The organism is Methylobacterium sp. FW306-05-D (assembly GCF_058782155.1).
In genome coordinates this window covers 23,699-36,425 of record NZ_JBYSXL010000047.1, presented here as the reverse complement: position 1 = coordinate 36,425, position 12,727 = coordinate 23,699, and the positions used below count along the sequence as shown (strand labels likewise).

At 69.5% G+C, this 12,727-nt stretch carries 9 protein-coding genes; 4 read left to right on the top strand and 5 right to left on the bottom strand.

What is annotated here, in order from left to right:
* Positions 1-55: 55 nt before the first annotated feature.
* The 4 genes from urtD to urtA form a co-directional block, all read right to left on the bottom strand.
* Positions 56-841, bottom strand: coding sequence for an urea ABC transporter ATP-binding protein UrtD (gene urtD, locus AC3WLN_RS16035; protein WP_463776816.1), 786 nt, complete (start codon positions 839-841; stop codon positions 56-58).
* A gap of 8 nt (positions 842-849) precedes the next feature.
* Positions 850-2,004: an urea ABC transporter permease subunit UrtC gene (urtC, locus tag AC3WLN_RS16030; RefSeq protein WP_492482835.1), complete on the bottom strand. Its 1,155-nt coding sequence runs from the start codon at positions 2,002-2,004 to the stop codon at positions 850-852.
* A gap of 14 nt (positions 2,005-2,018) precedes the next feature.
* Positions 2,019-2,945 carry an urea ABC transporter permease subunit UrtB gene (urtB, locus tag AC3WLN_RS16025; protein ID WP_492482833.1) on the bottom strand — a complete coding sequence of 309 codons (927 nt, stop codon included), beginning with the start codon at positions 2,943-2,945 and terminating at the stop codon, positions 2,019-2,021.
* Between the two features lie 286 nt (positions 2,946-3,231).
* Positions 3,232-4,491: an urea ABC transporter substrate-binding protein gene (gene urtA, locus AC3WLN_RS16020; RefSeq protein WP_492482831.1), complete on the bottom strand. Its 1,260-nt coding sequence runs from the start codon at positions 4,489-4,491 to the stop codon at positions 3,232-3,234.
* Between the two features lie 340 nt (positions 4,492-4,831).
* On the opposite strand from urtA, the gene AC3WLN_RS16015 reads away from it, so the two are divergent.
* The 3 genes from AC3WLN_RS16015 to AC3WLN_RS16005 all read left to right on the top strand — a co-directional run bounded on the left by AC3WLN_RS16015 (position 4,832) and on the right by AC3WLN_RS16005 (position 9,503).
* Positions 4,832-8,257, top strand: a complete 3,426-nt coding sequence (locus AC3WLN_RS16015; protein WP_492482836.1) for a hybrid sensor histidine kinase/response regulator — start codon at positions 4,832-4,834, stop codon at positions 8,255-8,257.
* The gene (locus tag AC3WLN_RS16010) at positions 8,250-9,158 is read left to right on the top strand and encodes a response regulator (protein WP_492482829.1); all 909 of its coding nucleotides are present in this window, start codon (positions 8,250-8,252) and stop codon (positions 9,156-9,158) included. The genes AC3WLN_RS16015 and AC3WLN_RS16010 overlap by 8 nt, the downstream gene beginning before the upstream one ends.
* Before the next feature lie 165 nt (positions 9,159-9,323).
* Positions 9,324-9,503 carry a hypothetical protein gene (locus AC3WLN_RS16005; protein WP_492482827.1) on the top strand — a complete coding sequence of 60 codons (180 nt, stop codon included), beginning with the start codon at positions 9,324-9,326 and terminating at the stop codon, positions 9,501-9,503.
* A 41-nt stretch (positions 9,504-9,544) separates the two neighbouring features.
* Here the strand turns inward: AC3WLN_RS16005 and AC3WLN_RS16000 are convergent, their stop codons facing one another.
* On the bottom strand, positions 9,545-11,014 hold the full coding sequence (locus AC3WLN_RS16000; RefSeq protein WP_492482825.1) for a methyl-accepting chemotaxis protein: 1,470 nt from the start codon (positions 11,012-11,014) through the stop codon (positions 9,545-9,547).
* Between the two features lie 446 nt (positions 11,015-11,460).
* On the opposite strand from AC3WLN_RS16000, the gene AC3WLN_RS15995 reads away from it, so the two are divergent.
* The gene (locus AC3WLN_RS15995) at positions 11,461-12,723 is read left to right on the top strand and encodes an SMP-30/gluconolactonase/LRE family protein (RefSeq protein WP_492482823.1); all 1,263 of its coding nucleotides are present in this window, start codon (positions 11,461-11,463) and stop codon (positions 12,721-12,723) included.
* Positions 12,724-12,727 lie beyond the last annotated feature (4 nt).

Sequence of the window (12,727 nt, the reverse complement as noted above, 5' to 3'; positions counted from 1 at the left end):
GGGGAGGGGGTCGGGGAGGGGACGGGCGTGGTCTGGAGCATGGCGCCGTTTCCTCTCAGTGGCCGAGATAGACTTCGATGACCTTCGGGTCGTTCTTGACCCGCTCCATCGAGCCCTCCGACAGGACCTTGCCCTGGTGCAGCACGGTGACCCGGTGGGCGATGTCCTCGACGAACTTCATGTCGTGCTCGATCACCAGCACCGAGCGGCCCTGGATGATCTGGTTGAGGAGTTCGGCGGTCTTGATGCGCTCGCCGACGCTCATCCCCGCCACCGGCTCGTCGAGCATCAGCAGTTCCGGGTCCTGGATCAGCAGCATGCCGATCTCGAGCCACTGCTTCTGGCCGTGGCTGAGGAACTCGGCCCGCTCGAGGAGCTGGTCCTTGAGGAAGATCATGCTGGCGACCTCCTCGATCCGGTCGCGGACCTCGGCGTCGCGCTTGAAGGTCAGGGCCCCGAAGACCGAGCGGCCGCGGGGATAGGAGATCTCCAGGTTCTCGAACACCGTCAGGTCGTCGTAGATCGACGGGGTCTGGAACTTGCGCCCCACCCCGGCCTGGACGATGGCGCTCTCGGAGAGCTTGGTCAGTTCCTGGCCCTTGTACTTGATCGAGCCGGCGCTGGCCTTGGTGCGCCCGCAGATGAGGTCGAGCACCGTGGTCTTGCCGGCCCCGTTGGGGCCGATGATCACCCGGATCTCGTTGGGGTCGACGTAGAACGAGACGTCGTTGACCGCCTTGAATCCGTCGAAGGAGACGGTGAGGGCCTCCACGGCCAGCAGGAAGGTCTTCTCGGCCGGGTCGGCGCCGATGATGTGCGAGGGCAGGATGGCGGCGTTCATCGGGAATCCTACTCGGCGGCGTGCGGCAGGGCGACGGCGGGGGCGGGCTCCAGGGCCTTCACGCGCCGGGTCAGGCGGGGCTCGACATAGGTGCGGTAGATGCCCGCCAGGCCGTTGGGGAAGGCCAGCACCACGGCGATGAAGAGCGCGCCGAGGCCGAACAGCCAGAGCTCCGGGAAGCTCTCCGAGAAGCTGGTCTTGGCCCAGTTCACGAGGAGCGTGCCCCAGACCGCGCCGAACAGCGACAGGCGCCCGCCGACGGCGGCGTAGATCACCATCTCGATCGAGGGCACGATGCCCACGAAGGAGGGCGACATGAACCCGACCTGGAGGGTGAACATCGCCCCCCCGATGGCGGCGAAGACGGCCGCGAGGCAGAACGCGAAGGTCTTGAAGCTCGCCACCTGGTAGCCCGAGAACCGGACCCGGTCCTCCTTGTCGCGCATGGCCACGAGGATGCGCCCGAGCTTCGACTTCTTCACCAACTGGGCGAACAGGATGCAGCCGACGAGGAGGCCCGCATTCACGAAGTAGAGGATGTTGTGGGCGCTGTCGGTGCGGATGTCCCAGCCGTGCAGGGTGCGCAGATCCGTGATGCCGTTGATGCCGCCGGTATAGCCCTGCTGGCCCACGATGAGGATCGTCAGGATGGCGGCGATGGCCTGGGTGATGATGGCGAAGTAGGTGCCGCCGACGCGGCGCCGGAACATCGCCGTGCCGATGACGAAGGCGAAGAAGGCCGGCACCACGATCACCGCGATGAGCGTGAAGGGCAGGCTCTGGAACGGCTTCCAGAACCAGGGCAGGGCGGTGATCTGGTTCCAGTCCATGAAGTCGGGGATGCCCGGCGTCGACTGGATCTTGGTGTTCTCGACGCTGGAGGCCTCCAGCTTGAGATACATCGCCATCAGGTAGCCGCCGAGGCCGAAGAACACCCCCTGTCCGAGGGACAGGATGCCGCCGAAGCCCCAGCAGATGACGAGGCCCAGCGCCACGAAGGAATAAGTCAGGTACTTGCCGACGAGGTTGAGCCGGAAGGCGTCGAGCAGCAGCGGCAGCACCACGAAGATGACGGCCACGAGGAGCGCGAGGCTCACCCACTCCATCGGCTTCATGAAGGGGTTGTCGTTGACGACGGGGGTGGGGGATGTGGAGCGGGTCATGACGTTCAGGCTCCTCAGCGCCGGACCTTGAGGGTGAAGAGGCCCTGGGGCCGCAGCATCAGGATGCCGACCACCGCCAGCAGGGTGATCACCTTCGCGGTGGAGCCCGAGAGGAAGAATTCCAGGGTCGACTGCGTCTGCGAGATCGAGAAGGCCGAGGCGATGGTGCCGAGCAGCGAGGCGGCGCCGCCGAAGACCACGATCAGGAAGGTGTCGACGATGTAGAGCTGGCCCGAGGTCGGCCCCGTGGAGCCCACCATGGTGAAGGCCGAGCCGGCGATGCCCGCGATGCCGCAGCCGAGGCCGAAGGTGAGGCGGTCGACCCGCTCGGTGTCGATGCCCACCGCGCCGGCCATCGGGCGGTTCTGCACCACGGCGCGGACCTGGGCGCCGAAGCGCGAGCGGTACATCAGGAGCGCGACGCCGACGGTGATCAGGGTGGTGACGCCCATCACGAACATGCCGTTGATGGGGATCTCGATGGTGTCGGTGACCTGGACCGAGCCGATCAGCCAGGACGGCAGCTCGACGCCGACCTCGCGGGCGCCGAAGATCGAGCGGTAGGCCTGCTGCAGGATCAGCGAGAGGCCCCAGGTCGCCAGCAGCGTGTCGAGGGGCCGCTTGTAGAGGTGGCGGATCAGCGCCCATTCCACCAGCATCCCCAGCGCCCCGGAGGCCAGGAAGGCGAGCGCCATCGCCACGAAGAAATAGGCCGGGAACAGGGCCGGCAGGTGGGTCTGGAAGAAGCCCGAGCAGAGGTAGGTCATGTAGGCGCCGAGGATCATGAACTCCCCGTGGGCCATGTTGATCACCCCCATCTGGCCGAAGATGATCGCCAGCCCCAGCGCCATCAGCACGTAGACCGAGAACAGGATCAGCCCGGCGAAGCCCTGCATGACGAAGATCGAGCTGAGATCCCCGAGCGAATAATCACCGAACATGGGTCCGTTCTCCGAAGGATTTCGCCGAGGGATGTGCAAGCCTCGGGCCGCCATCATTCGCCCTTCCGAAAGAGCGCTCGCGTTTGCCGCACCGTCATTCCGGGGCGCCGCAGGCGAGCCCGGAATCCAGAGCCGCCACCGGTGCAGAACCTTGCGGACCCTGCGTGTCTGAATCCCGGGCTCCACGGCGGGCCCCGGGATGACAGTGTGTCCGGATGGTCCGGCAGTCCCTCTCCCTCCGGGCCTTGCCTGGACGGAGAGGACACGCGCACCGGGACCCGGAGGCCTACTGGTAGCCCTTGGGGAACGGGTTCGGCTCGATCAGGTCGGGGCTCTCGTAGACCACCTCGAACTGGCCGGTCGGAAGCGCCTTGGCGACGCGGGTCTTCGACCAGAGGTGATGGTTCGGGTGGATCTTGACGTAGCCTTCCGGGGCCTCCTTGAACTCGATGCCCGGCGAGGCGGCGACCACCTTGTCGACGTCGAAGGAGCCGGCCTTCTCGCAGGCCATCTTCCACAGGAACGGGCCGAGATAGGCGGCCTGGGTCACGTCGCCGATGACGGTCTTCTCGCCCCACATCTTGTGGAAGGCGGCGACGAACTTCTCGTTGTTCGGGTTCTTGAGGGACTGGAAGTACTTCATGCAGGAATAGGCGCCGGCGATGTTGTCGCCGCCGATGCCGTCGACCTCGTCCTCGGTGACCGAGATCGTCAGCAGGGTCTGCTTCGAGAGGTCGATGCCGGCCGCCTTGAGCTGCTTGTAGAACGCCACGTTCGAGCCGCCGACCACGTCGGTGAAGATCACGTCCGGCTTGGTGAGCTTGAGCTTGTTGATCACCGAGTTGAACTGCGTGTGACCGAGCGGGAAATATTCCTCGCCGACGACCTTGGTCTTGAGCACGTTCTCGATGTGCTTGCGGGCGATCTTGTTCGAGGTGCGCGGCCAGATGTAGTCCGAGCCGATGAAGAAGAACGTCTTGGCCTTCTTTTCCTTCGTGACCCAGTTCAGCGATTCGAGGATCTGCTGGGTGGCCTCCTGGCCGGTGTAGAAGACGTTCTTGGACTGCTCCAGGCCCTCGTAGAAGGTCGGGTAGTACAGGAGGCCGTTATACTGCTCGAAGACCGGCAGCGCGGCCTTGCGCGAGGCGGAGGTCCAGCAGCCCATCACGGCGGCGCAATGGTCGTTGACGAGGAGCTTCTTGGCCTTCTCGGCGAAGGTCGGCCAGTCGGAGGCGCCGTCCTCCTGGATGACCTTGATCTTGCGGCCGAGCACGCCGCCCGCCTCGTTGATCTGCGAGATCGCCAGCTTCTCGGCCTGGATCGAGCCGGTCTCGGAGATCGCCATCGTGCCGGTGGCCGAGTGCAGGATGCCCACCGTGACCTCGGTGTCGGTCACCGCGAGGCCGGTGGTGTTCACCGCCGAGGTCGGCGGCGCCGCCGCGAAGCTCATGCGCGGCATCAGGGCGATCGCCGGAACGCCGGCCAGCCCCATGAGAAGCCTGCGCCGCAGCGCCGATTGCAGGCCGTTGCCCTTGTCCTCTGCCATCGTGCCCAAAACCCCTGTCCGTCGTCGCACGGCGCATGGAACGGCCGCGGATCGACGGAGCGGAGGCTAGGCCGCGTTGTGCAGTGCGGCCTATACGCTGTTTTGCGTATGTCGGCGGCCCGCGCACAGGCCCATGCTGACTCACTTCCCCGCGAGTCTGCGGACTCCCGGTTTCCGGGCCCGCGCGTCGCCCGCCGGGCCGGAGCGCGCCTCCGCTCGGGTACACGATCGACGGGGCACGGTCCTTGCTAAGCTGGGGACGACGGAGCGCCGCGGTCCCGGGCGGGCCGGGATGCCGCGCCAGACCCCGCGCGGCATGGTACCGTCCGCGCCGAACACGATGACCGAGCACCAGCGTATCCTGCCGATCCGGCGCGACTACAACCGCCTCGTCGCCGACGAGACGCTGGAAGACTATGCCCTCCGCTTCACCGCCAAGAAGGCGCGGCGCTGGTCGGGCTTCCGGGTCGCCCAGACCGCCCTGGGGTCGCTCTCCTTCCTCGCCCTGGAGGCGATCGGCGGCACCCTGGTGCTGACGGTCGGGTTCACCAACACCCTGGCGGCCCTCCTGGTGGTCGGCGCCATCATCTTCGCCACCGCGACGCCGATCAGCCTCTACGCGGCCCGCTACGGCGTCGACATCGACCTGCTCACCCGGGGCGCCGGCTTCGGCTATATCGGCTCGACCGTGACCTCGCTGATCTACGCGAGCTTCACCTTCCTGTTCCTCGCCATCGAGGCGGCGATCATGGCGCTGGCCCTGGAGCTCTGCTTCGGGCTTCCGCCGAGCCTCGGCTACCTCGTCAGCGCGCTCGCGGTGATCCCGCTCGTCGTCTACGGCATCGCGATGATCAGCCGCTTCCAGCTCTGGACGCAGCCGGTCTGGATCGTCCTCAACCTCCTACCCCTGGCCTGCATCGCCTGGGCCGGGGACGCGCCGGTGGCGGCCTGGCTCGGCCATCCGGGCGCCGACGGCCTCGGCGGCTTCGACTGGCCGCGCTTCGGGCTGGCCTCCGGCATCCTCCTGGCGCTGCTGGCCCAGGTCGGCGAGCAGGTCGACTTCCTGCGCTTCGTGCCGGCGCGGGAGCCCGGCCGCGCGGGCCGCTGGTGGGCGGCGGTGCTGGGCGCCGGGGGCGGCTGGATCCTGCCCGGGATGCTCAAGATCCTGCTCGGCTCGTTCCTGGCCGTGCTCGCGCTGGCGCACGGCGTGCCCGCCGAGCATGCCGGGGAGCCGACGCGGATGTACGCGGTGGCCTTCGGCTACGTGCTGCCCTCAGGTGCCGGCGCCGTCGCCCTGATGACGCTGTTCGTCGTGGTCTCGCAGCTCAAGATCAACGTCACCAACGCCTATGCGGGCTCCATCGCCTGGTCGAACTTCTTCTCGCGCCTGACCCACAGCCATCCGGGCCGCGTGGTCTGGCTCGTCTTCAACGTCGCCATCGCGCTCCTGCTGATGGAGCTCGGCATCGACAAGACCATCGTCAGCACCCTGTCGCTCTACGCCGTGGTGGTTTCGGCCTGGGTCGGGGCGCTGGCGGCGGATCTGGCCATCAACAAGCCCTTCGGCCTGTCGCCGCCCGGCATCGAGTTCAAGCGCGCGCACCTCTACGCCATCAACCCCGTCGGCACCGGCGCCATGGCGCTGGCGATCCTCACCGGCTTCGCCGCCCATGCGGGCTGGCTCGGGGGGACGGCCGTGCCCTTCGCGCCGATGCTGGCGCTGGCCGTGGCGGGCCTGGGGGCGCCCGCCATCGCGCTCGCGACGGGCGGGCGCTACTACCTCGCCCGCACGCCGCGGACCGACTGGCAGGGGGCGTCCGAGATCACCTGCCGGGTCTGCGAGCACCCGTTCGAGCCCGAGGACATGGCCCAGTGCCCCGCCTATGCCGGGCCGATCTGCTCCCTGTGCTGCTCCCTCGATGCGCGCTGCGGCGACCTGTGCAAGCCGCACGGCCGCCTGGAGGCCCAGGCCCAGAGCCTGCTCGCCCGGGTCGCCCCGGCCCGCACCGCCGCCTGGATCGGCGCCCCCCTGGGGCGCTACCTCGCCCTGATGCTCACCCTGGTGGCGGCGATCGCGCTGATCCTCGGCATCGTCCATGCGGGCGCCAGCGCCGAGCATCCCGAGCATCGCGAGGTGCTCGGCGCCGCGCTCACCAGCGTGTTCCTGATCCTGATCGTGATCCTGGGCATCGTCGCCTGGCTGTTCGTGCTGGCCCAGGAGAGCCGCCGGGTCGCCCTGGAGGAGACCGCCCGCCAGACCGGGCTCTACCAGGCCGAGATCGAGGCCCACAAGGTCACGGACGCCAAGCTCCAGCAGGCCAAGGAGATCGCCGAGGCCGCCAACCTCGCCAAGAGCCGCTACGTGGTCGGCATCAGCCACGAGCTGCGCACGCCCCTGAACGCCGTGCTCGGCTACGCGCAGCTGCTCGAGGGCGACCCCTCGATCCCGGCCCCGCGCCAGAACGGCATCCGGGTCATCCGGCGCTCGGCCCAGCACCTGTCGGGGCTGATCGACGGCCTCCTCGACATCTCCCGGATGGAGGCCGGCCGGCTCCAGATCCACCGCAACGAGGTCCGGCTCGCCGATTTCCTCGACCAGATCGTGGACATGATCCGGCTCCAGGCCCAGGGCGCCGCCCTGGCGTTCCGCTTCAACCGGCCCGAGACCCTGCCGGCGGTGGTGGCCACCGACGAGAAGCGCCTGCGCCAGATCCTGCTCAACCTCCTGTCGAACGCGATCAAGTTCACCCCCGCCGGCACGGTGACCCTGGACCTGACCTACCGCAACCAGATCGCGGTGTTCACGATCAGCGACACCGGCCTCGGCATCCGCCCGGACGACCTGGAGCGGATCTTCGAGCCGTTCGAGCGCGGCTCCCTGGCCGCCGCCCGCTCCACCCCCGGCACCGGCCTCGGGCTGACCATCGCGCACCTGCTGGCCCAGGTGATGGGCGGCGAGATCACGGTGGAGAGCGAGGTCGGGCGCGGCACCCGCTTCCGGGTCCGCCTGATGCTCGCCTCGGTGGCGCGTCCGAAGCCGGTCCTCGCCCAGGCCAGCGCTCCGGCCCGGAGCTACGCGGGCGCGCGCAGGACCATCCTGGTCGCCGACGACGACGCCGCCCATCGCGGGCTGATGCGCGACATCCTCGAACCCCTCGGCCTCGTGGTGCTGGAGGCCGGCGACGGCCCGGCCTGCCTGGCGCTGGCCGCGACGCGGCCGCCGGACCTGTTCCTCCTCGACATCGCCATGCCGGGCATGAGCGGCTGGGTGCTGGCGAAGGCCCTGCGGGAGGCCGGCCACACGGCGCGCATCGCCATGATGTCGGCCAACGTGCACGAGATCAGCCCGGTGCGCGGCAGCGATGCGCCCCACGACGCGATCATCGCCAAGCCCTTCGACCTGCGCGACTTCCTCGAATGCGTCACCGGCCTCCTCGGCCTGGACTGGACCGCGGCGGAAGTCCCTGCGCCGGACGTCCCTCCACCGGAAGTCCCTTCACCGGAAGTCCCTTCGCTGGATGTCCCCGGGCGGTCCTCCCCCGCATCCGCCGCGCCGGACCCGCGCCCGGAGCACCTCGCCGACCTCCTGCGCCTCGTGCGCATCGGCCACGTCCGCGGCATCGAGGCGAAGCTCGCCGAGATGGAAGGCGGCCCCGCGCCGCCGACCGCCTTCGTCGCGCAGATGCGGTCGCTCACCGCGGCCTTCGACCTGCGCCGCGCCCGGGCCGTGATCGAGGGCCTGATGGAGCCCGCCTCCGATGGCTGAGGCGCAGCGCGACATCGTCCTCGTGGTCGACGATTCCCCCGAGACCCTGAGCTTCCTCACGGAGGCGATCGAGCGCTCGGGCGCCACCGTGCTGGTGGCGGTGGCCGGCGACCTCGCCCTGGCGCTGGTCGACGAGATCACCCCGGACGTGATCCTGCTCGACGCGATGATGCCGGGCATGGACGGCTTCGAGACCTGCCGCCGCCTCAAGGCGAAGGGTCACCTCGCCCACGTGCCCGTCATCTTCATGACGGGGTTGTCGGAGACCGAGCACATCGTGAAGGGCCTGGAGGCGGGGGGCGTCGACTACGTCACGAAGCCGATCGCGCCCGACGAGATCCTGGCCCGCATCCGGGTCCACCTCGCCGGGGCCCGCGCGGCCCAGAGCGCCCGGGCCGCCCTCGACACCACCGGCCGCACCCTGTTCGCGGTGGATCGGGACGGGACCGTGCTGTGGGGCACGCCCCAGGCCGCCCGCCTGCTCGGCGGCTTCACCGAACCCGGCGCCTCCGCGAGCCTGCCGCCGCAGGGGGCCGCTTGGCTCCGGGCCTGCCTCGCCGGCGCGGGCGGACCGGCCCTCACGCTCGCCGACCGCGCCGGCACGGCCTACACCTTCAGCTTCATCGGCGGCACCGGCGACGAGATCCTGCTGCGTCTGTCCCGCGACGGCACGGAGGCGGGGCTGGAGCGCCTGCGCCTGCGCCTGCGCGTCACCGGGCGGGAGGCGGAGGTGCTGCTCTGGCTCTCGCGCGGCAAGTCGAGCCGCGACATCGGCGAGATCCTGGGCCTGAGCCCGCGCACGGTGACGAAGCACCTGGAGGGCATCTACGAGAAGCTCGGCGTCGAGAACCGCACCGCCGCCTCCGTCATCGCCGCCCGCCACCTGCAGGATCTGGAGTGACGGGGTCACGACCGACGGGATCTGGCCCGGAGGGACGCCGCCAGAAGAAATCATTCGGCCCGACGCCTGCCGTGTGCGCCGGCACGCGGATATTTCCACCCCGACCCCTCGCTTTGGCGAGGCGAGACACGATCTAAGTCCGAGGTCTCGATGGGGAGCTTGGCGATGAACTGGATGGCGTGGTTGGTCGGCCGCTGCGTGGACATCACCGAGCGCGTCGTGCCCGGCCTCGACCGGCACGAGGCCGGCCGGGCGGGGACGCCGGCGGCCCTGCGCGGCCGGGTGCCGGGCTCGGGCTCGGAACCCTCGGTGATGCAGCCCGCGGCCAGTCTCCGCAAGGAGTAGGGCGGCGCGGGGAGGCGCATTACCCTCCGCCCGCGGTCTCGTCAGGCGAGGGCGCGGGCCGCGGTGCCGACCTTGCGCACCGCGCCGTCGACATCGATCGCCGCGGCGGCGATCCCGTCCACGTTCTGACGCACGACCTCGACGCTCCTGGCGGCGTTCTGCATGTTGACCGACATGTCGCGGGTCACCGCGGCCTGCTCGGTCACCGCCGAGGACACGCTCAGCGAGATCTCGCTGAGATGCGCGATGGTCTGGGCCACGGCCCCGATGGCGGCCACCGCCTGGTTGGTGGAGGTCTGAACCGCCGCGATCTGCGTCCCGATCTCCTCGGTGGCGCGGGACGACTGGTTGGCCAGGGCCTTCACCTCGGCGGCGACCACGGCGAAGCCCCGGCCCGCCTCGCCCGCCCGGGCCGCCTCGATGGTGGCGTTGAGCGCCAGCAGGTTGGTCTGGTCGGCGATGGAGCGGATCACCGAGATCACCTCGCCGATCTTGTCGGCGGCCGAGGTCAGGCCCGCGACGATGCCGGAGGCCTCCCCGGCCCGGATCACGGCCTCGTCGGCGGCGGTCTTCGCCTCGACGGCGTGGCGGCTCAACTCCTCGATGGAGGCCGAGAATTCCTCGGCGCCCGCCGCCACCGCCTGGACGTTGCCGGAGGTCTGGGCCGCCGCCTCGGCGGTGAGGGTGGCCTGATGGCTGACGTCGGAGATCGAGCCGGTGATGAGCCCGAGATCCTTGTCGATCACCTGCTGGCCCTGGTGGCGCCGCACCCGGTCGGCGACCTGGGCGGTGACGTCGCTGGCGAACTTGACCACGGCGATCACCCGGCCGTCGGGTCCGAACACCGGGTTGTAGGCGCCGTAGATCCACACCTCGCGGCCGCCCTTCGCCAGGCGGCGGAACTCGCCGGCCTGGTAGGCGCCCCCGGCAAGGGCCGACCAGAACGCCGCATAGGCCGGGCTGTCCCGTTCGGCGGGCGTCATGAACTGGCTGTGGTGGCGGCCCCGGATTTCCTCGAGGCGGTAGCCCAGGGTCTCGAGGAAGTTCGGATTGGCGTCGGTGACGATGCCCTCCGGCGTGAAGTGGATCACCGCCTGCGAGCGGTTGATCGCCGCGATCTGCGCCTCGTTGCCGGCGTTGCGCTCGGTCTGGGCGGTGATGTCGGTGGCGAACTTGACGACCTTGATCGGCTTGCCGCGCCGGTCGAGGATCGGGTTGTAGCTCCCCTGGATCCAGATCCGGCGCCCGTCCTTGGTGACCCGGCAGAAATCGCGTGCCTGGAATTCGCCGCGGCGCAGGGCGTCCCAGAACTGTCGGTAGGCGGGCGAATCCCGCTCCTCGGCGGGCACGAACAGGCTGTGCGGACGGCCCCGGACCTCGTCGAGGGTATAGCCGACGAGATCAAGGAAGATCTGGTTCGCGCCCTGGACGGTCCCGTCCATGCCGAACTCGATCCGACCCTGTGACCGGTCGAGAGCATCCAGTGTCGCCCGAAGGTCTGCCCCGAACATTGCGATCCCCATGCCTGAACCCAGCGGCCGATCCGTGACCGGCGACGCCCGGCGCCGCTCTTGGAATACCTGAATAAAAAAGCTGAATCGAAATTTAACGGTACTGGGTATTTTGCAATTTCGTGCAGATTCTCGGGATAAAATTCAGCACAGCCCGACATTCCTCCCGCCCCGGTACTGTCTATCACGCATCCGTGACCGGAACGGCCGCGGCGGCCGAGATCGCGGAGCGCCTGGGCGATGCGGGCATGGCCGCCCGTTCACGAGTCGCACGAGCGATGAACCTTGGCCGGCCCCTCGTGCGTTGCCCCATCGACGAACGCGTGCGCCGCGAGACCGCAGGGCTCCGACGCCGAGATTGCAAACCAAGATTCCTGGCCAAGATTCCTGGCCAAGATTCCCCGCCAAGATTCGCGACCGAGAGAGTTTCCATGCCGAGAGGGCCGATGAGCCGACGCCAGTCCGACCACCCGACACGTCCGACCCGGGGGTTCCCGCGATCCCGCTTCCGCGCCGGGCGGACGCGGACCCTCGCGGCGGCCCTGCTGGGCGCCGTCCTCCTGCCGGGTTCCGTGCTGGCGCAGGGCGCGCCCGCGACGCCGACCGCGACGCTGACCAAGGTGGCGAGCTTCGAGCATCAGGTCACCGGCGTCACCGTCTCGAAGGACGGGCGCATCTTCGTCAACTTCCCGCGCTGGACCGAGGACACCGAGGTCTCGGTGGCCGAACTGAAGGACGGCAAGGTGGTGCCGTTCCCCGATGTAGCCTGGAACGCCTGGCGCAACGCCCGCAAGGACGAGGTCACGGCCAAGGACCACTGGGTCTGCGTCCAGAGCGTCGTGGCCGGTCCGAACGGCAATCTCTGGGTGCTCGATCCGGCCGCCCCCGCCATGGCGGCCCTGGTGCCCGGCGGCCCGAAGCTCGTCGAGATCGACCTGAAGACCAACCAGCCCGCGCGCACCATCGCCTTCGACGAGAGCGTCGCGCCCCAGGGCTCCTACCTCAACGACGTGCGCTTCTCGCCCGACGGCAAGACCGCCTACCTCACCGATTCCGGCGCCAAGGGCGCCCTGGTGGTGGTCGACCTCGACAGCGGCCGGGCCCACCGGGTGCTCGACGGCGACCCCTCCACGCAGGCGGACAAGAGCGTGACCGTGACCTATGACGGCAAGCCCCTGCGCCGGCCGGACGGGCGCGGCGTCGAGTTCGCCGCCGACGGCATCGCCCTCTCGCCCGACGGCAAGACGCTGTACTGGCAGGCGATCAAGGGCAAGACGCTCTACAGCCTGCCCACCGAGACGCTCGCGGGCAGCATCACCTCCGCGCTGATGCCGACGGCGCTGGCCGACAAGAGCGTGTCGGGCCGCATCGAGACCGTGGGCGAGAACGGCCCGGCCGACGGGCTGATCATTTCGCGCAAGGACGGCCGGATGTACGTGACCTCGCCGCAGGACGATTCGATCAAGGTCCGCGACCTCTCGGCCAAGGGGAATGCGCTCGCCACCGTGGTGCAGGACAAGCGCCTGCGCTGGCCCGACACCTTCGCCGAAGGCCCCGACGGGACGCTCTACGTCACCACCTCGCACATCCAGGATTCGGCCTTCTACAAGCCCGACGCGCCGGCGGCCCTGCCGACGGAGCTGTGGAGCTTCAAGCCGGGTGCGAGCGACGCCACCGGCTCGACCGCCCCGGCACCGGCCGCCCGCTGACCCG

Excerpts from the sequence above, each read along its gene's own strand:
- urtD (WP_463776816.1), bottom strand. The coding sequence starts at position 841 with ATGAACGCCGCCATCCTGCCCTCGCACATCATCGGCGCCGACCCGGCC.
- urtC (WP_492482835.1), bottom strand. The coding sequence starts at position 2,004 with ATGACCCGCTCCACATCCCCCACCCCCGTCGTCAACGACAACCCCTTC.
- urtB (WP_492482833.1), bottom strand. The coding sequence starts at position 2,945 with ATGTTCGGTGATTATTCGCTCGGGGATCTCAGCTCGATCTTCGTCATG.
- urtA (WP_492482831.1), bottom strand. The coding sequence starts at position 4,491 with ATGGCAGAGGACAAGGGCAACGGCCTGCAATCGGCGCTGCGGCGCAGG.
- AC3WLN_RS16015 (WP_492482836.1), top strand. The coding sequence starts at position 4,832 with ATGACCGAGCACCAGCGTATCCTGCCGATCCGGCGCGACTACAACCGC.
- AC3WLN_RS16010 (WP_492482829.1), top strand. The coding sequence starts at position 8,250 with ATGGCTGAGGCGCAGCGCGACATCGTCCTCGTGGTCGACGATTCCCCC.
- AC3WLN_RS16005 (WP_492482827.1), top strand. The coding sequence starts at position 9,324 with ATGAACTGGATGGCGTGGTTGGTCGGCCGCTGCGTGGACATCACCGAG.
- AC3WLN_RS16000 (WP_492482825.1), bottom strand. The coding sequence starts at position 11,014 with ATGTTCGGGGCAGACCTTCGGGCGACACTGGATGCTCTCGACCGGTCA.
- AC3WLN_RS15995 (WP_492482823.1), top strand. The coding sequence starts at position 11,461 with ATGAGCCGACGCCAGTCCGACCACCCGACACGTCCGACCCGGGGGTTC.